Annotated in this window: 18 protein-coding genes; 14 read left to right on the top strand and 4 right to left on the bottom strand. The window is 70.7% G+C overall.

Features of this window, described 5'->3' with window-relative positions:
* Positions 1-6 precede the first annotated feature (6 nt).
* The gene (locus ACYVIP_RS14960) at positions 7-417 is read right to left on the bottom strand and encodes an Imm10 family immunity protein (RefSeq protein ID WP_460396441.1); all 411 of its coding nucleotides are present in this window, start codon (positions 415-417) and stop codon (positions 7-9) included.
* A 96-nt stretch (positions 418-513) separates the two neighbouring features.
* Here ACYVIP_RS14960 and ACYVIP_RS14955 point away from each other — a divergent pair, with 96 nt between their 5' ends.
* Positions 514-1,575 carry a threonine aldolase family protein gene (locus tag ACYVIP_RS14955; RefSeq protein WP_460396439.1) on the top strand — a complete coding sequence of 354 codons (1,062 nt, stop codon included), beginning with the start codon at positions 514-516 and terminating at the stop codon, positions 1,573-1,575.
* On the opposite strand, the gene ACYVIP_RS14950 is transcribed toward ACYVIP_RS14955, so the two are convergent.
* A complete protein-coding gene (locus tag ACYVIP_RS14950; protein ID WP_460396437.1) occupies positions 1,559-2,338 on the bottom strand; it encodes a GNAT family N-acetyltransferase in 780 nt (259 codons plus the stop codon). The two genes, ACYVIP_RS14955 and ACYVIP_RS14950, sit on opposite strands and share 17 nt — an antisense overlap.
* 15 nt (positions 2,339-2,353) lie before the next feature.
* Here ACYVIP_RS14950 and ACYVIP_RS14945 point away from each other — a divergent pair, with 15 nt between their 5' ends.
* The gene (locus ACYVIP_RS14945; RefSeq protein WP_460396434.1) at positions 2,354-2,845 is read left to right on the top strand and encodes an HIT family protein; all 492 of its coding nucleotides are present in this window, start codon (positions 2,354-2,356) and stop codon (positions 2,843-2,845) included.
* Between the two features lie 42 nt (positions 2,846-2,887).
* Positions 2,888-4,150: a serine hydroxymethyltransferase gene (gene glyA / locus ACYVIP_RS14940; protein WP_460396495.1), complete on the top strand. Its 1,263-nt coding sequence runs from the start codon at positions 2,888-2,890 to the stop codon at positions 4,148-4,150.
* Between the two features lie 64 nt (positions 4,151-4,214).
* On the opposite strand, the gene ACYVIP_RS14935 is transcribed toward glyA, so the two are convergent.
* Positions 4,215-5,777, bottom strand: coding sequence for a glycoside hydrolase family 10 protein (locus tag ACYVIP_RS14935; protein WP_460396432.1), 1,563 nt, complete (start codon positions 5,775-5,777; stop codon positions 4,215-4,217).
* 186 nt (positions 5,778-5,963) lie between these two features.
* Between ACYVIP_RS14935 and ACYVIP_RS14930 the strand changes: the two genes are divergently transcribed.
* Positions 5,964-6,482: a MarR family winged helix-turn-helix transcriptional regulator gene (locus tag ACYVIP_RS14930; protein ID WP_460396430.1), complete on the top strand. Its 519-nt coding sequence runs from the start codon at positions 5,964-5,966 to the stop codon at positions 6,480-6,482.
* 3 nt (positions 6,483-6,485) lie between these two features.
* Positions 6,486-8,084: an MDR family MFS transporter gene (locus ACYVIP_RS14925; RefSeq protein ID WP_460396428.1), complete on the top strand. Its 1,599-nt coding sequence runs from the start codon at positions 6,486-6,488 to the stop codon at positions 8,082-8,084.
* 68 nt (positions 8,085-8,152) lie between these two features.
* Here the strand turns inward: ACYVIP_RS14925 and ACYVIP_RS14920 are convergent, their stop codons facing one another.
* Positions 8,153-8,647, bottom strand: a complete 495-nt coding sequence (locus ACYVIP_RS14920; RefSeq protein WP_460396426.1) for an inorganic diphosphatase — start codon at positions 8,645-8,647, stop codon at positions 8,153-8,155.
* Positions 8,648-8,726: 79 nt separating this feature from the next.
* Here ACYVIP_RS14920 and dacB point away from each other — a divergent pair, with 79 nt between their 5' ends.
* From dacB to ftsH, 9 genes are all read left to right on the top strand, one after another.
* Positions 8,727-11,621, top strand: a complete 2,895-nt coding sequence (dacB, locus tag ACYVIP_RS14915) for a D-alanyl-D-alanine carboxypeptidase/D-alanyl-D-alanine endopeptidase (protein WP_460396424.1) — start codon at positions 8,727-8,729, stop codon at positions 11,619-11,621.
* A gap of 44 nt (positions 11,622-11,665) precedes the next feature.
* On the top strand, positions 11,666-12,745 hold the full coding sequence (locus ACYVIP_RS14910) for a zinc-dependent metalloprotease (RefSeq protein ID WP_460396423.1): 1,080 nt from the start codon (positions 11,666-11,668) through the stop codon (positions 12,743-12,745).
* Between the two features lie 157 nt (positions 12,746-12,902).
* A complete protein-coding gene (gene tilS / locus ACYVIP_RS14905; RefSeq protein WP_460396421.1) occupies positions 12,903-13,844 on the top strand; it encodes a tRNA lysidine(34) synthetase TilS in 942 nt (313 codons plus the stop codon).
* 16 nt (positions 13,845-13,860) lie between these two features.
* Positions 13,861-14,415: a hypoxanthine phosphoribosyltransferase gene (hpt, locus tag ACYVIP_RS14900; protein ID WP_460396419.1), complete on the top strand. Its 555-nt coding sequence runs from the start codon at positions 13,861-13,863 to the stop codon at positions 14,413-14,415.
* A gap of 167 nt (positions 14,416-14,582) precedes the next feature.
* The gene (locus ACYVIP_RS14895) at positions 14,583-14,951 is read left to right on the top strand and encodes a hypothetical protein (protein WP_460396417.1); all 369 of its coding nucleotides are present in this window, start codon (positions 14,583-14,585) and stop codon (positions 14,949-14,951) included.
* Positions 14,948-15,523: a DUF3558 family protein gene (locus tag ACYVIP_RS14890; protein WP_460396415.1), complete on the top strand. Its 576-nt coding sequence runs from the start codon at positions 14,948-14,950 to the stop codon at positions 15,521-15,523. The genes ACYVIP_RS14895 and ACYVIP_RS14890 overlap by 4 nt, the downstream gene beginning before the upstream one ends.
* A 15-nt stretch (positions 15,524-15,538) precedes the next feature.
* Entirely contained in the window at positions 15,539-16,924 is a 1,386-nt protein-coding gene (locus ACYVIP_RS14885) for a hypothetical protein (protein ID WP_460396413.1), read from the top strand.
* Between the two features lies 1 nt (position 16,925).
* Complete coding sequence (locus tag ACYVIP_RS14880) at positions 16,926-17,666, top strand: ESX secretion-associated protein EspG (protein WP_460396411.1); 741 nt, start codon at positions 16,926-16,928, stop codon at positions 17,664-17,666.
* Positions 17,667-17,876: 210 nt separating this feature from the next.
* Positions 17,877-19,927, top strand: a 2,051-nt coding sequence (gene ftsH / locus ACYVIP_RS14875) for an ATP-dependent zinc metalloprotease FtsH (RefSeq protein ID WP_460396409.1), incomplete at its 3' end; no start/stop codon positions are given.

Below are 19,927 nucleotides of genomic sequence, written 5' to 3'. Positions count from 1 at the left end.
CCAGCATCACAGTCCGATCATCTCCGGTCGTTTGTCCTGGGCGCCCCAGTCCAGGATGTTGCGAAGTTTTGCCGAAAGGGTCAGCAGGTCTGCCCCTGACCCGCTCAGATCAACTTCCACCGGTGTCGTGATGCCCAGAATTCGCGCGTCTTCGGCGGCAAACTCCACGGTGAGCTGCGACCGGGCGAGTCGCACACTCCGCAGGCCGCCGTAGATCGTGAACCCTCGTTCAGTTGAGATATTATAGGAATCCATTTCGTTCTCGACATCCTGTTGATCCGGCTCGTCGAAGGAGGATCGCTGGAACGACAAGGATCTCCGAACGCCAAGCTCGTCGATGCCGATGATTCCTACCTCAAGGGCCTCCTCCTCCTGGTAGTCCTCGAAATATCCAACCTCTGCAGCGGTCAGTCTCATCCCCTGCCGCCTCTGCTTGTCATGTAGTGAATTCTATTGGATTACACCGCACCGTTGGGTCGGCAAGTCGTTCGACAGGCCCGACACACTGGGTGCATGGACATCCAGCGCTCCCTGGTCAGTCACGCCCCGCTGCGTCGGCGGCCGGCGGTGATGTTGCGGCGGATGCTCGACCAGGTGTCCGAGGAGACCTCGGTGGCGGAGCCGGTCGAGGCGCTCGAGCAGCGGATCGCCGAGCTGCTCGACAAGCCCCGCGCGCTGTTCTTCCCCACCGGCACCATGACCCAGCAGGTCGCCCTCCGCGTGCACGCCGAGCGCACCGGGCGGCGCGCCTTCCTCGCCCATCCGGCCAACCACCTCGAACTCTGGGAGTCACACGGCTACTCCGCCGTGCACGGGCTGCGGTTCGTCCCGGTCGGTGAGCCGCACGAGCTGCTGCGGCTCGAGCACCTCGCCACCGTGGTGACCGAGCCGGCGGCCGCGCTGCTGCTCGAGTTGCCCCAGCGGGAGATCGGTGGACTTCTCCCGTCCTGGGAGGAACTCGTCGCCCAGACCGCCTGGGCGCGCGAACACGGCGCGGCCGTGCACCTGGACGGCGCCCGTCTCTGGGAGTCCCAGCCCTTCTACGACCGGCCGTACGCCGAGATCGCCGCGCTGTTCGACACCGTGTACGTGTCCCTCTACAAAGGACTCGAAGGCGTGAGCGGTGGGATGCTCGCCGGGCCGTCCGACGTCATCGACGAGGCCGCGGTGTGGCGCCACCGGCTCGGCGGAACGCTGCCAACGCCGTGGCCGCTCGCGCTCGCCGCGCTGATCGGGCTCGACGAACGACCGGCCAGCATGGCGGCCTACCGCGACCACGCCGTCGCCATCGCCGCCGCGATCACCGGTGACGGAACCGCCGTCGTCCACCCGAACCCGCCGCAGACGCCGATGTTCCATGTCTTCCTGCCGGTCGCCGCCGATGAGGCCGACCGGGCGAATCGGGAGATCATCGCCGCGCGGGGCGTTCAGGTGCTGGCGCGGGCGCAACCGCAGCCGCAGCCCGGCCAGTGCAAGTTCGAGTTCACGGTCTCGGAGAACGCCATGGACTTCACCCCGGACGAGGTCGTGGACCTCATCCGAGAGCTCGTCGACCGTGCTAGGCGGCCGGCGTGAACGGGGTGGTGGTGCAGATCTGCCGGAACCCCAACCGTTCCAGGATCGGCCGGCTGGTCGGCAACGCGTCGGTGCGCAGGTACCGGTACCCGCGCTCGGCGGCCAGCCGTGCCCGGTAGCTGACCATCGCCCGGTACACCCCCCGGTGGCGCCACGCCGGCAACGTGCCGCCGCCCCACAGGCTCGCGAACGCCGTGCCGACGTGGAAGTCGACCCTGGCCGCGCATACCGGCTGGCCGTCGTCGGCCACGGCCAGTACCGCGGCGAGTGCCTCGGGGGTGCTGCGCGACCGCGCGCGCAACTCCTCGACCAACAGCGTGTGGTCCCCGCCGAACACCTCGTCGTGCACCTGCTTGACCAGCGCCAGGTCCTCGTCGGAGGTCGCGATGCGGAACTCGATCCCGGCCGGCGGCGGCGTGTCCAGCGGGGTGTCGGCGACCTCGGCGATCATCAGTGCCTCGACCGGTCCCGCCGCCAGCCCCGCGGCCCGCAGCCGGTCGGGGAGGTCGGCAGGCTGGTCGTAGGAGTAGTACTTCCACTCGATCCGCCTGCCCCGCTCGGCGAAGTACGCGAGCTGCTCGGCGATCACCCCGTCGGCGGTCGACGCGTCGAGCGCGGACCACTCGACCCCGTTCCACCCGTCCGGCTCCTTGCTCGTGCACCGGATCACCGGCCCGACGCGCTCGAACATGCCGCCGTCGAGTGACGGCCGGACCACATCGCGCAGCTGGGTGTGGAACGCGGCCAGGATCGGGTCAGTCATACCGAGAAGTCCAACATGCGCGGCAAGCGGATTTGTACCGTCGGCGGCGTGGACTGCTTCGTCTGTGCCAAGCACCGGAACCCGACCTCGATGCCCGGCGGGCCCGTCGCCGAGGACGACCTGGTCGTCGTCTCGCACACCTCGACCGACGCGCCGGGACAGGACGGCTCGCCGGTCTATCTCGGCCACCTGATCGTCGAACCTCGCCGGCATGTGGCCGGGCTCGGCGACCTCACCGAGGACGAGGCCGCCGCGGTCGGGCGGTGGCTGGCGCGCGGCGCGGCGGCGCTGCGGACGGTGGCCGGCGCCGAGCACGTGTACTCCATGGTCGTCGGGCACGCGGTCGACCATCTGCACCTCCACCTGATCCCGAGGTACCCGGGCACGCCGCGCGAGTACTGGTGGACGCGGCTGGACGAGTGGCCGGACGCGCCGCTCGGCGACCACGACGACGCCACCCGACTGGCCGTCAGCCTGCGAGCCCACCTCTACCGCACGGGCCGATAGTGTCTTGAGCGCACGTAAACCCCGTTCATGGAGGCACGCACCATGCACCAGCCGGCGATCTCGCACCTGGCCGCGGCCGATCCAGTGCTCGCCCAGCTCATCGAAGGCGAGGCGAAGCGCCAGTTCGACAAGGTGCGGCTGATCGCCTCGGAGAACTATGTGTCCACCGCGGTCCTCGAGGCCACCGGAACGGTGTTGACCAACAAGTACTCCGAGGGCTACGCCGGCAAGCGTTACTACGAGGGGCAACAGTTCATCGACCCGATCGAGTCGATGGCCATCGAACGGGCGAAGTCGCTGTTCGGGGTTGACCACGCCAACGTGCAGCCGTACTCGGGCTCGCCCGCCAACCTGGCGATCTACCTCGCGCTCGCCGCCCCCGGCGACACCATCATGGGCATGGCGCTGCCCGCCGGCGGCCACCTCACCCACGGCTGGTCGGTCTCGGCCACCGGCAAGTGGTTCCGCGCCGTGCAGTACGGCGTGCGCAAGGACACCGGCCGGATCGACCTGGACGAGGTGCGTGACCTTGCTCTCGCCGAGCGCCCGAAGCTGATCTTCTGCGGCGGCACGGCCATCCCGAGGACCATCGACTTCCCGGCCTTCGCCGAGATCGCCCGCGAGGTCGGCGCGGTCCTGGTGGCCGACATCGCGCACATCGCCGGCCTGGTCGCCGGGGGCGCGCACCCCTCGCCGGTCGGCTACGCGGAGGTCATCTCCACCACCACGCACAAGACGCTGCGCGGCCCGCGCGGCGCGATGCTGATGTCCGACGCGGCCCACGCGAAGGCCCTGGACAAGGCCGTGTTCCCCGGCCTGCAGGGCGGCCCGCACAACCACACCACGGCGGCGATCGCGGTCGCGCTGGCCGAGGCGGCCCAGCCGTCGTTCCGCGAGTACGCGGCGGCGGTGGTCGCCAACGCGGCCGCGCTGGCCGACGCGCTCACCGCCCGCGGGTTCGACCTGGTCTCCGGCGGGACCGACAACCACCTGATCCTGATGGACCTCACCAGCAAGGGCATCGGCGGCAAGCCCGCGGCCAAGGCGCTCGACCTGGCCGGCATCGAGCTGAACTACAACACCGTGCCGTTCGACCCGCGCAAGCCGTTCGACCCGTCCGGCCTGCGGCTCGGCACCTCGGCGATCACCACCCGCGGCCTGGGCGTCGAGCAGATGCCGCAGGTCGCGGAGTGGATGGACCGCGCGATCGCCGCCGCTGACAGCGCCGACGAGCAGGCGCTCGGCACGATCGCCGCCGAGATCGCCGAACTGCTGGCCGGCTACCCGATGCCCGGCTGGGCCTAGGCTCACCGCCCTGAATGGGGCATTCGGGACGCTCAACGTCCTCAATGCCTCATTCAGGGCATGGTTACCTGAGTGTGCGGGGGTGGCTGGCGGTGCTCTCGTTGTGTGCTCGGTCTAGTGCGGTTACCACGTAGGTGTACTTCGTTCCGTGCTGTGCGCCGGGGTCCACGAACGTCACCGGGCCGGCGTCGGCGCGCAGCGTGGCCACCAGGTTGCGGCCGTCGACGGTCGCGCAGTGTGCCTGGGTGCCCTCGACCCGGTAGACCCCGTAGGCCGCCGTGCGGCGGTCGGTGCCGACCAGGCGCAGCCGGGCGCCGTCCCTGGTCCGGTCGACGTCGACGAGCACCGGGGTCCGGGGGCCGCGGGCGGCCAGCCGGCCGGGGGTCGGCGTGAACGCCGGGTCGGCGTAGTGCTCGGACTTGACGATGTCCATGTGCCCCAACGCGTTCTTGCGCACCTGGGCGGCCGAGAAGTAGATGTCGCCGCGGACCTGCGGATGGTCGCGGTTGAACGTCAGGTGCCCGCTCATCTCGTTCGGGTCGTGCCACGGCGCGCCCTGCGCCGGGTCGGCGACCTTGTAGTTGGCCTGCCCGACATACAGCGCCACATCGGTGCCGGCGACCACGTCCGACCACCACGGCACGAGCTTGGCGTAGTCGGCGACGGTGAAGCCGATGTTCCAGTAGACCTGCGGCACGATGTAGTCGATCCACTCCTCGCGCACCCACTTCCGGGTGTCCGCGTACAGGTCGTCGTAGGTCTGCACGCCACCCTGAGTAGGTGAGCCGGTGGGGTCGGTCGAGGCGTTGCGCCAGATGGCGAACGGGCTGACGCCGAACTGCACGTGCGGCTTGACCGCCCGGATCTCGGCCGACAGCTCGGCGATCAGCCGGTCGACGTTGTCCCGCCGCCAGTCCGCGATGGTGTCGAACGCCCCGCCGTACTCGGCGTAGGTGTCCGCGTCGGCGAAGGTCTGGCCGGCCACCGGATACGGGTAGAAGTAGTCGTCGAAGTGCACGGCGTCCACGTCGTAGCGGCGCACCGCGTCCATGATCGCGTCGATGGTGAACTCGCGGACCGCCGGGATCCCGGGGTTGTAGTACAGCTTCCCGCCGTAGGGAATGACCCACTCGGGGTGCACGCGCGCCGGGTGGGTCGGCACCAGCGCGTTCACGTCGGTGCCCATGGAGACCCGGTACGGGTTGAACCAGGCGTGGAACTCCAGGTTCCGCTTGTGCGCCTCGGCGACCGCGAACGCGAGCGGGTCGTAGCCGGGATCGGTGCCCTGCGCCCCGCTCAGCCAGTGCGACCACGGCTCGAACGGCGACGGCCAGAACGCGTCCGCCGTCGGCCGGACCTGCACGACCACGGCGTTGAGTCCGAGCTCGACCGCCTCGTCGTACCAGCCGACGAGCTCGGCCCGCTGCTGTGCGGCGGTGAGCCCGGTGCGGGACGGCCAGTCGATGTTGGCCACGCTGGCGATCCACTCGGCGCGCAGCTGCTGCTTGGGCGTTCGCGGGTCGGGTGCTGGGCAGTGCGTCCCGCCCGACGGCGCGGCGGCCGAGACCGCTGGGGCGCAGAGCAGCGCGGCGGCGACGGTCAACAGGACACAGAGAACTCGACGCATGGGCAGAGTCTGCTTGCTCGGCGGGCACCAGGGAACCGTGGAGAGTTAACGAATCGACCTCAATGATGCTGAATCCTTCACGAGAGCGATCGGGCTCACAGAATTTTCAGTTGTCGAGCGGGCCGTCAGAGGTTCATGCTTGTATCGAGCAACTAGTTGGATGATGCACGCAATGGGAGAGCATTCATGGTCGCTCCGGAGACCCCGCTGGGCAAGCCGACCGACGAGGACGTCGAGGTCGGTCGCCGCCTCGCGGGTGCCATCTTCGGGCTGGGCAAGCAGCAGGCGACCCTGGGCAACCGGATGAGCCGGGTGGGCGGCGTCGACCGCTCGACGATCATCCTGCTCAAGACCATGGTCGCCGTTGGCCCAAGCCGGTCGAGCGAACTCGCCACGGCGATCCACTCCGACCCGTCCACGGTCTCCCGGCAGATCGCTGGGCTCGTCCGCGACGGGTTGGTGGAGCGGCGCGCGGACCCGGATGACGGCCGGGCCAGCGTGCTCGCGCCGACACCGGCCGGCATCCAACTGCTCGAACAGCAGCGCCGCCGGCTCGGGCTGGCGCTGGCCGGGGTGGTCAAGCAGTGGGAGCCCGAAGACGTGTCCCAGTTCCTCACGCTGCTCGAGCGCTTCGTGGCCGACCACGAACACGCGTTACCGATGATGATCAGCGAATGCGCCAAGGCGCGTTCCGAAGGGGAGTAGTAGATGTCCGAACCAACCTCGCGCGACGCGCCCGAGGTGGATGGTTCGTCTTCGGGGAGACGGACCGTACTGTCACACCGCGAGATCCTGACCGTGCTCGCCGGGCTCATTCTCGGCATGCTGCTCGCCGCGCTCGACATGACGATCATGGCCTCGGCCACCAAGACAATCGCCGACCAGTTACACGGGCAGACCATCCAGGCCTGGGTGACCACCGCGTACCTGATCACCTCGACGCTCTCCACCCCGTTGTACGGCAAGCTGTCCGACATCCTCGGGCGCAAACCGATGTACCTGGCGGCGATCACGCTGTTCCTGGTCGGCTCGGTGCTCTCCGGGGTCGCGAACTCCATGTACGAGCTGGCCGCGTTCCGCGCGGTGCAGGGGCTCGGCGCCGGCGGTCTGATGTCGCTGGCGTTGGCGATCATCGCCGACCTGGTCTCGCCCCGGGAACGCAGTCGGTACCAGGGCTACTTCATGGGTGTCTGGGGACTGTCCAGTGTGGCCGGTCCGGTGGTCGGCGGGTTCTTCGCCGGCGTCGGCACCTTCGCCGGGATCGACGGCTGGCGCTGGGTGTTCCTGGTGAACCTGCCGATCGGGATCGTCGCGCTGTTCGTGGTCGCCAAGTTCCTCAACGTGCCGCACGTCAAGGTCAAGCAACGGGTCGACTACTGGGGCGCGGGCGCGCTCACCATGGCGTTGGTGCCGCTGCTGATCGTGGCCGAGCAGGGCCGCGAGTGGGGTTGGGGATCGACCACCTCGCTCGCGATGTACGGGATCGGTGTGCTCGGGATCGTGCTGTTCCTGTTGGTGGAACGGCACATGGGTGACGCGGCGCTGTTGCCGCTGCGGTTGTTCCGGCGGTCGGTGTTCACCATGACCAACCTGATCAACTTCATCATGGGCCTCGGCATGTTCGGCATGATGATGTCGTTGCCGCTGTACCTGCAGATCGTCAAGGGCGCGACGCCGACCGAGTCGGGGCTGCTGAGCCTGCCGATGACCGCCGGCATCCTGGTCGCGTCGATGAGCAGCGGCATCCTGATCTCCCGGACCGGGCGGTACAAGCGCTTCCCGATCGCGGGGCTGGGCATCGTCTCGGCGTCGATGTTCCTGTTCGGGCAGATCGGGGTGGACACCCCGCTCAGTCAGACGATGCTGCTCATGGGCCTGGCCGGGATCGGGCTCGGGCTGTGCATGCAGACGCTGATCCTGGCGATCCAGAACGACGTGCCGGCCAAGGACATGGGCGTGGCCACCTCGTCGGCGACCTTCTTCCGCTCCATCGGCGGCACGGTCGGCACCGCGGTGTTCCTGTCCATCCTGTTCACCGTGACGCTCAACAACCTGCCGGGCGGTGGCGCGCAGGGCGGGATCGACCTGAACGACACGTCGTTCCTGAACTCGCTGCCGCCGGAGCAGTCGCGGCCGATCCTGGAGGCGTTCACCAGCGGCGTGGACACGGTGTTCACCGTCGGCGGGATCGTGGTCGCCGTCGGGTTCCTGTTGATGTGGTTCCTCAAGGAGGTGCCGCTTTCGGACAAGTCGGGCATCCAGCGGGCCGCCGACGACGAGGCGGACGCGCCCGCGGCCGTCCACTGAGGACCGGGGGAGGTGGGGCCCCGCACATCTCGTTCCACAGTGGACGGATGTGCGGGGCCTTTTCGTCGCTAGTGCGGCATGCCCTCGTCCTTGAGGCGTTGGTACGAGCGGACGATCTCGGCCTCGGCCTCGGTGCGGCCGACCCAGGTGGCGCCCTCGACGCTCTTGCCGGGTTCGAGGTCCTTGTAGACCTCGAAGAAGTGCTGGATCTCCAGGCGGTGGTACTCGGCGAGGTGATGGATGTCGCGTAGGTGCTCGCTGCGCGGGTCCTCGGCGGGTACACACAGGACCTTGTCGTCGCCGCCCTTCTCGTCGGTCATCCGGAACATGCCGATGGCCCGGGACTTGATCAGGCAGCCGGGGAAGGTCGGCTCCTGGACCAGGACCAGGGCGTCCAGCGGGTCGCCGTCCTCGCCGAGGCTGTTCTCGACGAAGCCGTAGTCGGCCGGGTACTGCGTGGCGGTGAAGAGGGTCCGGTCGAGCCGGATGCGCCCCGTGATGTGATCCATCTCGTACTTGTTTCGCACCCCTTTGGGGATCTCGATCGTTACGTCGAACTCCACGCTGCCCCTCGCTCAGGTCGGCTGATCTTCTGGTGCCATTAGTGTGATGCACCGGAGGGAACCACACCGGGGAGGGCATGTGCCGCAGTCAGGGGATGGCTGGCCGACCGTCGATGACGACGGTTCGCCTGCCGCCGGCCCGACGGAGGAGTTGCCGGTGCCGGCGGCCGAGCCTGCCTGGCCGGAGCCGGTCGATGACGAGCAGGCCGCGGCCGAGCCGGAGTCGGGTGCTGACGAGAGCCGGCCTGGTGCCGCGGTGACCCAGGCTTTGCCACTGCCGGAGCCGGCGGAGGCCGAGGACGAGCGGCCTGGTGCGGCGGCGACCGAGAATCTGCCTGTCCCGGAGTCCGCCGGTGGGGACGCGGTGACTCAGGACCTGCCGCTGCCGGCGTCGGCTGATGCCGGTGATGACCGGCCCGGGGATGAGGACCCGCTGGCGGAGTCGCCGGACGCCGAGGACGACCGACCTGGTGATGCGGTCGCCGAGGAGCCGGCGTCGCCTGATGCCGGTGGTGATCGGCCTGGTGATGCGGTGACCGAGGATTTGCCGCTGCCGGCGTCGGCTGATGCCGATGATGACCGGCCTGGTGACGAGGTGGCGGAGGAGCCGGCGTCGCCTGGCGCCGGTGGTGATCGGCCTGGTGATGCGGTGACCGAGGATTTGCCGCTGCCGGCGTCGGCTGATGCCGATGACGACCGACCCGGTGACGAGGTGCCCCAGGACCTGGCGCAGCCGGAGACCTCGGGTGCGGAGGGTGATCGGCGGGACCCGGCATGGCCGGATTCGCCGACGGCGCGGGGCGCTTCTGCTGGTTCGGGTGCCTTCGGGCAGGACCAGGCTCCGGCCGATCGGCCCGCTGCGGACGACGATGACCGGGACGCCGCTCCGGTGGCGGCGGCTCGGGCCGAGCAGCCCGAGGAGCCGGCGCGGGCGCCGGAACAGGCTCGGGAGCAGGCGTGGTTCGGCGAGCCGGCGGCGGAGCGATCGGACGAGAACCTGGTCGGTCGGCCCGGTGCGGATCAGTCGCAGGAGGACCAGCCCCGCCAGGACCAGGTTCGTGCGGATCATGGTCGTTGGGGCCGGGTTGACGAGGACCGGACCCGCCAGAATCTGACTCGGCCTCGTCGGGACCAGCCCCGTGAAGAACAGGTCCGCTGGGATCAGCCCCGCCAGGACGACCCTCGTCCAGACCAGGGCCAGCAGGGCCAGCGGTTCGACCAGTCCCGCCAGAGACCCGGCCGCCCCGACCAGCCTCCCCAGGGGCTCGGCCGCCCAGACCAGCCGACTCACGGGCCCCGCCAGGACCAACCCCGTCGCGACCACCTGTGGCACGAACAGCCCCGTCAGGAACGGCCGGCCGCCTACCGCCCCAACGCCCCGGGCGAGGCGACCATCCGCGTTCGTCCCGTCACACCCCCGCCAGGCCCGGCCAACGGCACCGCCTTCTGGGACCAACCGCCAGCGGCTCCCCGCAAGGACCCGTGGCCCCCGCCGGAACCACCCCGCGCCGCCCCACAACGGATCGAGCCCGACCCCGAACCGGCACCCACCCCCGAACCAGCCGATCGCCCCGCCACCCCGGCCAACCGCAAACGCCTGCTCATCACCGCCATCGCCGTGGTCGCGGTGCTCGGGATCGCCGCGGGCGTGATCTTCGGCGTGCCGGGACTGTCCGACCGGCTCGGCCTCACCGAGGGCGAACCCGACGTCGCCATCAACCCGCCGGCCGCGCCGATCGAGTTCGCCCCCAGCCTGCGCGCCCCCGGCGCCGACGGCCCGGCACCGACCGCCGCCGGCGTCCAGGCCGCGCTCGCCGGCCCGGCCGCCGCACCGGCGCTCGGCACGCTCACCGGCATCGTCCTGGACCCGGTCACCGGCGAGACCCTCTGGCAGAGCGACCCGGACACCCCGCTGACCCCCGCCTCCACCACCAAGCTGCTCACCGCGGCCGCCGCGCTGCTCAGCGTCGACCACACCGCCCAGCTCAGCACCAAGGTCGTCGAAGGCAGCGAACCTGGCTCGGTGGTCATCGTCGGCGGCGGCGACCCGACGCTGTCCTCCCTCAAGCCGGACGTCGTCTCGGTCTACCCGGGCGCGCCCCATCTCAGTGACCTGGTCGACCAGGTCAAGGCCAGTGGCACACCCGTGCAGACCGTCCAGGTCGACCTGAGCCGCTACTCCGGCGAGAGCTCGGCCCGCGGCTGGCTGTCCGTCGACATCGGCGCCGGGTACATCACGCCCATCGTCCCCGCCATGCTCGACGGCGGGCGGGCCGACGCCAAGGCACAGAACGGCACCCGTACCGCCAACCCGGCGCGGGCGCTGGCCGATGAGTTCGCCGCCCGGCTGGGCGCGACCGTGTCCGCCGAAGCCGAGGTGACCGCGCCGGCGGATGCCAAGGTGCTCGCCGAGGTCCGCTCCGCGTCGATGGTCGAGCAGGTCGACACCATCCTGCGCACCTCGGACAACGTGCTCGGGGAAACCATCGCCAGGGAGGTCGCGCGGGTCGCCGGCAAGGAGGTCTCCTTTGACGGCGGCCGGGACGCCACGCTGGAAGTACTGCGCGACAACGGTTTCGACGTGACCGGGGTCGAGCTGGCCGACGGCAGCGGACTGTCGACGGAGAACCGGGTGCCGGCCAAGCTGCTCGGCGAGATCCTCAAGGTCGCCGCCGCGCCGGACGGCGAGGACCCGCGCACCGCCAAGCTGCGCCCGATGCTCGGCGGCCTGCCGGTGGCCGGCGGTAGTGGCACACTCAACAATCGCTATGTCTCCGGGGAAGCGGTGGCCGGCAAGGGCTACGTCCGCGCCAAGACCGGCACCCTGTCCGGCGTCAACTCCCTCGCCGGGGTCGTGCTGAACCAGGACGGCCGGGTCATGGTGTTTGCCATGATGACCGGCGACACCGACTCCAGCGCGCGCCCCGCGCTGGACGCCATCGCCGCCACCCTCCGCGGCTGCGGATGCGGGTAGGCACCGCGGCGCCCGCGCACGATTCGTCGGGTAGCGTCGCTGGTGTGAGTGCTGCCGCGGAGTCGGATGAGTCGACGGGGAACCGCACGCCGGTCGACTGGGGTATCGCCGTGGCCACCGCCCACCGACTGATCAAGCCGGGTCCGGTGGTCCCCATGGAGGAGGCCAACCGCACGGTCGAGCAGTTGCGCGAGGTCACCGGCGTCGCCGAGACCCACGTCCGCGAGCTGACCGGCCTCGGCGCCGGCCTGCCGCTGCCGCAGGGCGAGGTCGTCGACCGGCGCGGCTGGGTGGCCGCCGCGGCCGAGGGCCTCGAGGCGCTGACCGAGGGCGCCCTGCCGACCACCGGCTCGAACAAGGCCGTCGGCGGCGTGCTCGCCGGCAGCGCCGGTGTCCAGGCCGGCATGGTGCTGGCCTACCTCGGCGGCCGGGTGCTCGGCCAGTACGACCCGTTCAGTGGCGCCGGCGGCCGGTTGCTGCTGGTCGCGCCCAACATCATCGCCGCCCAGCGCGCCCTCGACGTGCCGGGCGAGGACTTCCGGATGTGGGTCTGCCTGCACGAATGCACCCACCGGCTGCAGTTCACGGCCGTGCCGTGGCTGCGCGACTACTTCGCCGGCGAGGTCCGCGGCTTCCTCACCGGCCTCGACGAGTCCACCTCCGGCTCGCTGAACCGGCTGCCGGACATGATCAAGGCCGTCCGTCGCCGCTCCGAGGACGACACCACCTCCAGCGGCGGGCCGGTCGGGCTGGTGGAGCTGCTCCAGACCCCTGGCCAGCGCGCCGTGTTCGATCGGCTGATCGCGCTGTCCACGCTGCTGGAGGGCCACGCCGACCACGTGATGGACGCGGTCGGGCCGACCGTGGTGCCCACCGTGGCCACCATCCGCGCCCGGTTCACCGCCCGCAGACGCGGCGGCGGCATGCTCGACCGGATCCTGCGCACCCTGCTCGGCGTCGACGCCAAGGTCAAGCAGTACGCCGTCGGCGCGGCGTTCACCCGCCACGTCGTCGACGCGGTCGGCATGGACGGCTTCAACGCGGTGTGGACCTCCCCGGACACCCTCCCGCTCCGCGCCGAACTCGGCGACCCCGCAGCCTGGGTCCACCGCGTCCACCGGTGAGCCACTCGCTGTCAACCGCACGTCACAGCTTGCCCGAGCCGCGATGTTCCCAACCGCACCCAAGGGGAACGGAACGCAACTCAACCCCCGGTACGTACGGATCCGGAAGCCATCGATTCAACGTGACCACAACAATTAATCCCGGGGAGGCGGGACAGTGAGCGATCTTGACGATGTTCGGCGGTCGGTGCGTTCGTTGCTTGACGATGCCGGTAGCCCGGCCAGGGTCGCGGTCGCGGTGTCCGGTGGCGCGGACTCCCTCGCGCTCGCCGCGGCCACCGCGCAGCTCGCCGAGCGCCGCGGGCTGACCGTGCTCGGCCTGATCGTCGACCATCGCCTCCAGGACGACTCCGCCGAGGTCGCCGCCCGCGCCGCCACCCAACTCCGCGGCCTCGGCCTGGCCGAGGCGCACGTGCTGGCGGTCGACGTCACCGGGCCGGGCGGCCCGGAGGCCGCCGCCCGCAAGGCCCGCTACGCCGCGTTACGCACGGCCGCGCCCGACACCCTCGTCCTGCTCGGCCACACCCGCGACGACCAGGCCGAGACCGTGCTGCTCGGCCTCGGCCGCGGCTCCGGTCCCCGCTCGATCGCCGGCATGCGCCGTCTCGACCCGCCGTGGGGCCGACCGCTGCTCGACCTGCCGCGCACGACCACCGCCGCCGCGTGCGCCGAGCTTGGCCTCGACCCGTGGCAGGACCCGCACAACGCGAACCCCGCGTTCACCCGCGTCCGCCTGCGCCTCGAGGTGCTCCCCCTGCTGGAGGACGTCCTGCACGGCGGCGTCGCCGCCGCGCTGACCAGGACCGCCACCCAGCTGCGCGAGGACACCGAGGCGCTCGACGTGCTGGCCGCGCGGGTCTTCGACCGCGCCCGGCACGACCAGGCACTCGACCTCGCCGAGCTGGCGGGGGAGCCGCCCGCGCTGCGTCGCCGCGTGCTGCGACGATGGCTGCTCGGCATGGGGGTAAGGGAGCTGACCGACGGGCAACTCCGGTCGGTAGACGCACTGATCGGCGAGTGGCGCGGTCAGGGCGGTGTGTGGTTACCCGGTGGCTTTGAGGTCAGCCGGGTCCGTGGCAGGCTCACCGTATCCGGGTGAGTGGAGAGGGGACCTTGTGTACGGCGACGACATCGCCTCCGTGCTGATCACCGAGAAAGAGATCGACCAGAAGATCGGGGAGCTGGCGAAGACCGTCTCCGACGACTACCCGGAGGCCGGTGCCCGCGACGACCTGGTGCTGGTCGGGGTGCTCAAGGGCGCGGTCATGTTCATGACCGACCTGGCCCGTGCGCTGACCGTGCCGGTGCAGATGGAGTTCATGGCGGTCAGCTCCTACGGCTCGGCCACCTCGTCCTCGGGTGTGGTGCGCATCCTCAAGGACCTCGACCGGGACATCGCCGGCCGGCACGTGCTGATCGTCGAGGACATCATCGACTCCGGCCTGACGCTGTCCTGGCTGCTCAAGAACCTGCAGTCGCGCAACCCGGCGTCGCTGGAGGTGTGCACGCTACTGCGCAAACCGGACGCGGTGAAGGTCGAGGTGCCGGTGCGTTACGTCGGTTTCGAGATCCCCAACGAGTTCGTCGTCGGCTACGGCCTGGACTTCGCCGAGCGCTACCGCGACCTGCCCTACATCGGCACGCTCGACCCCCGGGTCTACTCCTCCTGACCTGACCGGCGCGCACCTCGACGAGTCACGGTGCGTAGTGCCTGCTGGTCGGTGCCCCGAAAAGTTCCGCGATTCCGTTCCGGGCCGTCGGGGCGGTGAGCTAATCTCGACCTCGGTGGCGCGTCGCGTCTAGGCGGTGCGGACCGGTCACACCATGGGGAGCACGGGTGTTCGAGTCAATCGGAAGCGCAGTTGGCGCGTTCAGTGCCGCGGCTGCCAGCGGCCAGGTGTCCATCGAAGCCGCCGCCGCCGAGGACGCGTTGACGAAGATAGGCAAGGTCAAGGACCAGCTCACCTCGCTGCTGCAGAGCGGTGGCACGGGTGGTGGCTGGGAGGTCCAGCTCGGGGCCAACCCGGTCGGCCAGGCCATGGCCAGCAAGTCGGTCGCCCGCTACGAGGGCGACGACTCGTTCGTCGCGGCGCTGCGGCTGCTGTTCGACGAGACGGAGAAGGCGGAGGAGGCTCTGCGGCGCAGTATCGACAACTACGTCGCTGTCGACGACGACTTCGCGCAGACCTACGGACGCCAGGCGTGAACCGTGCCGTGACGACGGCGGCGCTGCTTGTCGGCGCCGCCAGCCTCACGGTGCTCACCGCGTGTGGTGGCGAGTCGACCGCCGGCGAGCCGACCTCGGCCGACCGCCAGGTCGACCAGACCTCGAGCGAGCCGCCGCCGTCGACCGACGGCGACGAGTCGGCGGCCGACTACTCCCTGTCCCAGCTGTGCGGGTTGCTCGAGCCGGCGGAGGCGCAGCGGCTCGGCGGGTCCGCGCAGGGCCGGGAGGGCAACAGCATCTCCGACGGGCACGACATCTGCACCTGGGAGAACGAGACCTCGTTGATCGCCGGCGTGCAGCCAGGGCTGGACCTGTCCAGCGTGCGCCCGTCCGAGGACGTCACCGTCACCCAGACGACCGTCGACGGCCTGACCGCGGTCAAGAAGCAGACCGCCTCGATCAACGCCTGCGAGATCGTGGTGGAACTGCCGGGTGAGAACCTCTTCGGCGTCAGCGCGGCGCCACTCTCGGCTGGTGAGGGCAAGTACGAACCGTGTGCCGTGGCAGACGAGTTCGCGGCCATCGCCATCCCGAGGGTCAAGGACGACTAGCTAAGGGGGAGCGCGATGGCGCCCAACGGCAACGAGCAGCACGACCATTACGACACGCACGAGTACGCCGGCGACCGCGCGTCGGACACCTACCGCGCCATGCAGCGCATGCCGGACGAGGACCGCTCCACCTACACCGACGTGCGCACCTCGGTCACCGACTACCAGGCGACCGAGCTGTCCACCGAGGTCCGGATGGGCGATGACCGGGTCATCGGCGACGTGCCCAACTGGAACGGCTACACCAGCAAGCAGCTCTACGCCTTCGCCACCACGAACAACAGCCCGTCCACCGCCGACTCCCTGGGCCGCGCGTTCAACGACGGCGGCAACCGGCTGGCCGAGGCGGCCAACGGCCTGTTCGAGGCGGTCACCGCCATCCAGGGCGCGTGGACCGGCGTGGCGTCGGACTCGGCCCGCGCCGCGCTCTCGCCGCTGGCCCAGGCCGCGGGCCAGGCCGGGCAGACCGCGCAGATGATGGGCGTGCAGATGTCCCGCCAGTCGACCGCCGCGACCGAGGTGCGCAAGCTGCCGCCGCCAGAGGAGTTCGACCAGCAGCAGCTGCTGCAGGCCGCGATCACCGGCGGGCCGGCCGCCATGCAGGCCGACCTGCGCGCGCAGCGGGACGCCGCGGACGCGGTCAAGCGCGAGCAGATCACCTACCTCGAGGCCTACACCCAGGCGATGAGCGCGGTCGACGAGCAGACCCCCAGCTTCGTGCCGCCGCCGACGGGCAAGATCAACCCCGCGGCCGGTGGCGGCGGGCCGATCACCGGCGGCGGGGTGCAGATCCCCGGCACCGGTGGCGGCGGCGACTTCCCCGGCAGCACCGGCACCGGCGGCCCTGGCGGCGGCTATGTCGGCATCGCCCCCGGTGGCGCCGGGGGCGGCGCGAACTCGGGCATCATCCCGGGCTACGAGGACCTCGACGCCGGTGACCTGAACATCCCGGGCACCCTGCCCGGCACCTCGACCGCCGGCTACAACCCCACCTCGCTGCCGACCTCGGCCCCGCCGAGCGCACCGGCCTTCGGGCCGGGCGGTGGCCCGTCGATGCCGGCGGCCGGCTCCGGCGGTTTCGGTCCCGCGTTCGGCAACTTCGGTGGCCAGGGCGCTGGTGGTGCGGGCGGCACCGGCGCCGGCTCGGGTGCCGGCACCGGCCAGGGCGCCGGTCCGCGCGGCATGGGCGGACCCGGTGGGCTGGCTCCCGGCGGTGGCGCCGGCCGAGGCGGCATGGGTGCCGGCGGCGGCATGGGCGCCGGCGGCCGGCGGGCCAACGGCGAGGACGACGACGAGCACGACCGGCCCGCCTACCTGATCGAGGGCGACCCGGACAGCGCGTTCGGCAACGACCAGCTGGCCGCTCCGCCGGTCATCGGCGGCGACAACGGGGACGCCTGACATGCCGGGTGAGCGGCGGCTCGGCCCGCTGGCCCTGGACTTCCTCTGGGAGGCGATCGGCGCGGGCGAGCTGCCCTATCCGCTCGAGGTCCGCTCGCACGGCACCACCATGGACGAGCGGGCGGCGCTGCGCCGCCGGGTGCGGGAGGACCTGGTCGCCGACGGGCTGATCGACCATCGTGGCCGGCTCGAGCCGGAGCTGGAGGACTGGTTCGGCACGCTCACCCAGGCCGACGTGAGCATCGACGCGGTCTTCCTGCCGGAGCTGACCGCGCCACCGGTGCTCGCGCTGGCCGCGGCCGGCCGGGCCGGTGCCGTGCTGGCCGTGCAGCACCAGCAGCAGCTGCGGCTGCGCAGCGTCCCGCGCGACGGCCTGGTCTCGGCGATCGTCGGCCTGCTGCCGGGGGCGCAGCGGGGCACCGAGCAGTCGATCTCCGTGCCGGCCGACGAGCTGGCGCTGGTCGCTGCCGGCGGCTCCCAGCGCACGAGTGAGCTGGAGCGCAAGGCGCTGGTCAAGCTGACCACGCTCGCCAACCGCAGGGGTGGTCAGCTCGCGGTCAACAGCCGTACCGACGTGCGTGGCCGGCGCCGCTCACCGGTGCTGTCCTGGTTCGACAACGAGACCGGTCGCTACCTGACCCAGACCCGCGACGGCTGGACGACCATCGCCCCGACCGACGCGGCCACCCTGCGCCATCGCCTCGGCGAACTGGTCCGGGAAGTCACCTCCGACCGGCGGTAACCGCTCTGACCTGCACAGCTGTCGTGGGAACCGATTCGCCCCCACGGCCGTTGAGTTGGGCGGAGCATCACGCCGGGCACTTGACGACGTGGGCACTGTGGTGCGGGCGGTACGCTGGGTGGACCGGAGTGCCTTGTCCGGCCGGGTAATGGGCGCCATTGCCCTACGTGCAAGTCAGGGAGGGTCGGGCCGCACCGCGGCCGTAAGTTGATGGACCGCAAGCGCCTGCTGCGCAACCCGCTGGTGTGGATCTTGGTGGTGTTGCTGCTCTACTTCTTGATCACCCTGCTGTTCGACGACACCCGCGGCTACACCGAGGTGCCCACCTCCAAGGCCGTCACCCAGGTGACCGAGAACAACGTCGAGAAGGCCGAGCTCGAGGACAAGGAACAACAGCTCAAGCTGACCCTGCGCGAGCCTGTCGAACAGGACGGGCAGCAGGTCACCCAGATCATCACGAAGTTCCCGTCCGCGGCCACCGGCGACATCTATCGCCAGCTGCAGGAACGGGCTGGGGACAAGCTCGAGTTCAACACCACGGTGACCACCGAGTCCTTCCTCACCCAGATCCTGATCTTCCTGATCCCGCTCGGCCTGCTGCTCATCCTCCTGATGTGGATGATGAACAACGTCCAGGGCGGCGGGAACCGGGTGCTCAACTTCGGCAAGTCCAAGGCCAAGCAGTTGCCGAAGGACATGCCGAAGACCACGTTCGCCGACGTCGCGGGAGCCGACGAGGCGGTCGAGGAGCTCTACGAGATCAAGGACTTCCTGCAGAACCCCGGCCGCTACCAGGCGCTCGGCGCCAAGATTCCCAAGGGTGTGCTGCTCTACGGCCCGCCGGGCACCGGCAAGACGCTGCTGGCCCGTGCGGTCGCCGGCGAGGCGGCCGTGCCGTTCTACTCGATCTCCGGCTCGGACTTCGTCGAGATGTTCGTCGGTGTCGGCGCCTCCCGGGTGCGTGACCTGTTCGAGCAGGCCAAGCAGAACGCGCCGTGCATCATCTTCGTCGACGAGATCGACGCGGTCGGCCGCCAGCGCGGCGCCGGCCTCGGCGGTGGCCACGACGAGCGGGAGCAGACCCTCAACCAGCTGCTGGTCGAGATGGACGGCTTCGACGCGCGCGGCGGCATCATCCTGATCGCGGCCACCAACCGCCCCGACATCCTCGACCCGGCGCTGCTGCGTCCCGGCCGCTTCGACCGGCAGATCCCGGTGTCCCCACCGGACCTGATGGGCCGCAGGCGGATCCTCGAGGTGCACTCGAAGGGCAAGCCGTTCGACCCGGACGCCGACCTCGAGGGCCTGGCCAAGCGCACCGTGGGCATGTCCGGCGCCGACCTGGCCAACGTGATCAACGAGGCCGCCCTGCTCACCGCGCGGGAAAACGGCACGATGATCAACAGTGTCGCGCTGGAGGAGTCGGTCGACCGGGTGATCGGCGGGCCGGCCCGCAAGTCGCGGATCATCTCCGAGAAGGAGAAGAAGATCACCGCCTACCACGAGGGCGGGCACGCGCTCGCCGCGTGGGCGATGCCCGACCTCGAGCCGGTGTACAAGCTGACGATCCTGCCGCGTGGGCGCACCGGCGGGCACGCGCTGGTCGTGCCGGAGGACGACAAGCAGCTGATGACCCGCTCGGAGATGATCGCCAGGCTGGTGTTCGCCCTCGGCGGGCGCTCGGCCGAGGAGCTGGTGTTCCACGAGCCGACCACCGGCGCGTCCAGCGACATCGAGCAGGCGACCAAGATCGCCAAGGCGATGGTCACCGAGTACGGCATGTCCGCCAGGCTCGGCGCGGTCAAGTACGGCCAGGAGCAGGGCGACCCGTTCGTCGGCCGCTCCATGGGCCACGCGCCGGACTACTCGCTGGAGGTCGCGCACGAGATCGACGAGGAGGTGCGCAAGCTCATCGAGGCCGCGCACACCGAGGCGTGGGACGTGCTCAACACCTACCGCGACGTGCTCGACAACCTCGTGGTCGAGCTGCTGGACAGGGAGACCCTCCAGCGCAAGGACCTGGAGCGGATCTTCTCGAAGGTGGAGAAGCGTCCTCGGATCACCGCGTTCAACGAGTTCGGTGGCCGCACGCCGTCGGACAAGCCGCCCATCAAGACCCAGGGCGAGCTGGCCAGGGAGCGTGGCGAGCCGTGGCCGCCGGTCCGCGAGGAGCCGGAGCCGACGCCGGTGCGCACCGCACAGGGCGCGGGCGACCTGCCCGGCGGCCCGCCGCTGCCCGGCTCGACCCCGCCGCCCGGCGG

Source organism: Actinophytocola sediminis (assembly GCF_054779715.1).
Note: the sequence above shows the minus strand (reverse complement) of the source record. Positions and strands in the feature narration are given on the sequence as shown.

Excerpts from the sequence above, each read along its gene's own strand:
- ACYVIP_RS14960 (WP_460396441.1), bottom strand. The coding sequence starts at position 417 with ATGAGACTGACCGCTGCAGAGGTTGGATATTTCGAGGACTACCAGGAG.
- ACYVIP_RS14955 (WP_460396439.1), top strand. The coding sequence starts at position 514 with ATGGACATCCAGCGCTCCCTGGTCAGTCACGCCCCGCTGCGTCGGCGG.
- ACYVIP_RS14950 (WP_460396437.1), bottom strand. The coding sequence starts at position 2,338 with ATGACTGACCCGATCCTGGCCGCGTTCCACACCCAGCTGCGCGATGTG.
- ACYVIP_RS14945 (WP_460396434.1), top strand. The coding sequence starts at position 2,354 with ATGCGCGGCAAGCGGATTTGTACCGTCGGCGGCGTGGACTGCTTCGTC.
- glyA (WP_460396495.1), top strand. The coding sequence starts at position 2,888 with ATGCACCAGCCGGCGATCTCGCACCTGGCCGCGGCCGATCCAGTGCTC.
- ACYVIP_RS14935 (WP_460396432.1), bottom strand. The coding sequence starts at position 5,777 with ATGCGTCGAGTTCTCTGTGTCCTGTTGACCGTCGCCGCCGCGCTGCTC.
- ACYVIP_RS14930 (WP_460396430.1), top strand. The coding sequence starts at position 5,964 with ATGGTCGCTCCGGAGACCCCGCTGGGCAAGCCGACCGACGAGGACGTC.
- ACYVIP_RS14925 (WP_460396428.1), top strand. The coding sequence starts at position 6,486 with ATGTCCGAACCAACCTCGCGCGACGCGCCCGAGGTGGATGGTTCGTCT.
- ACYVIP_RS14885 (WP_460396413.1), top strand. The coding sequence starts at position 15,539 with ATGGCGCCCAACGGCAACGAGCAGCACGACCATTACGACACGCACGAG.
- ACYVIP_RS14880 (WP_460396411.1), top strand. The coding sequence starts at position 16,926 with ATGCCGGGTGAGCGGCGGCTCGGCCCGCTGGCCCTGGACTTCCTCTGG.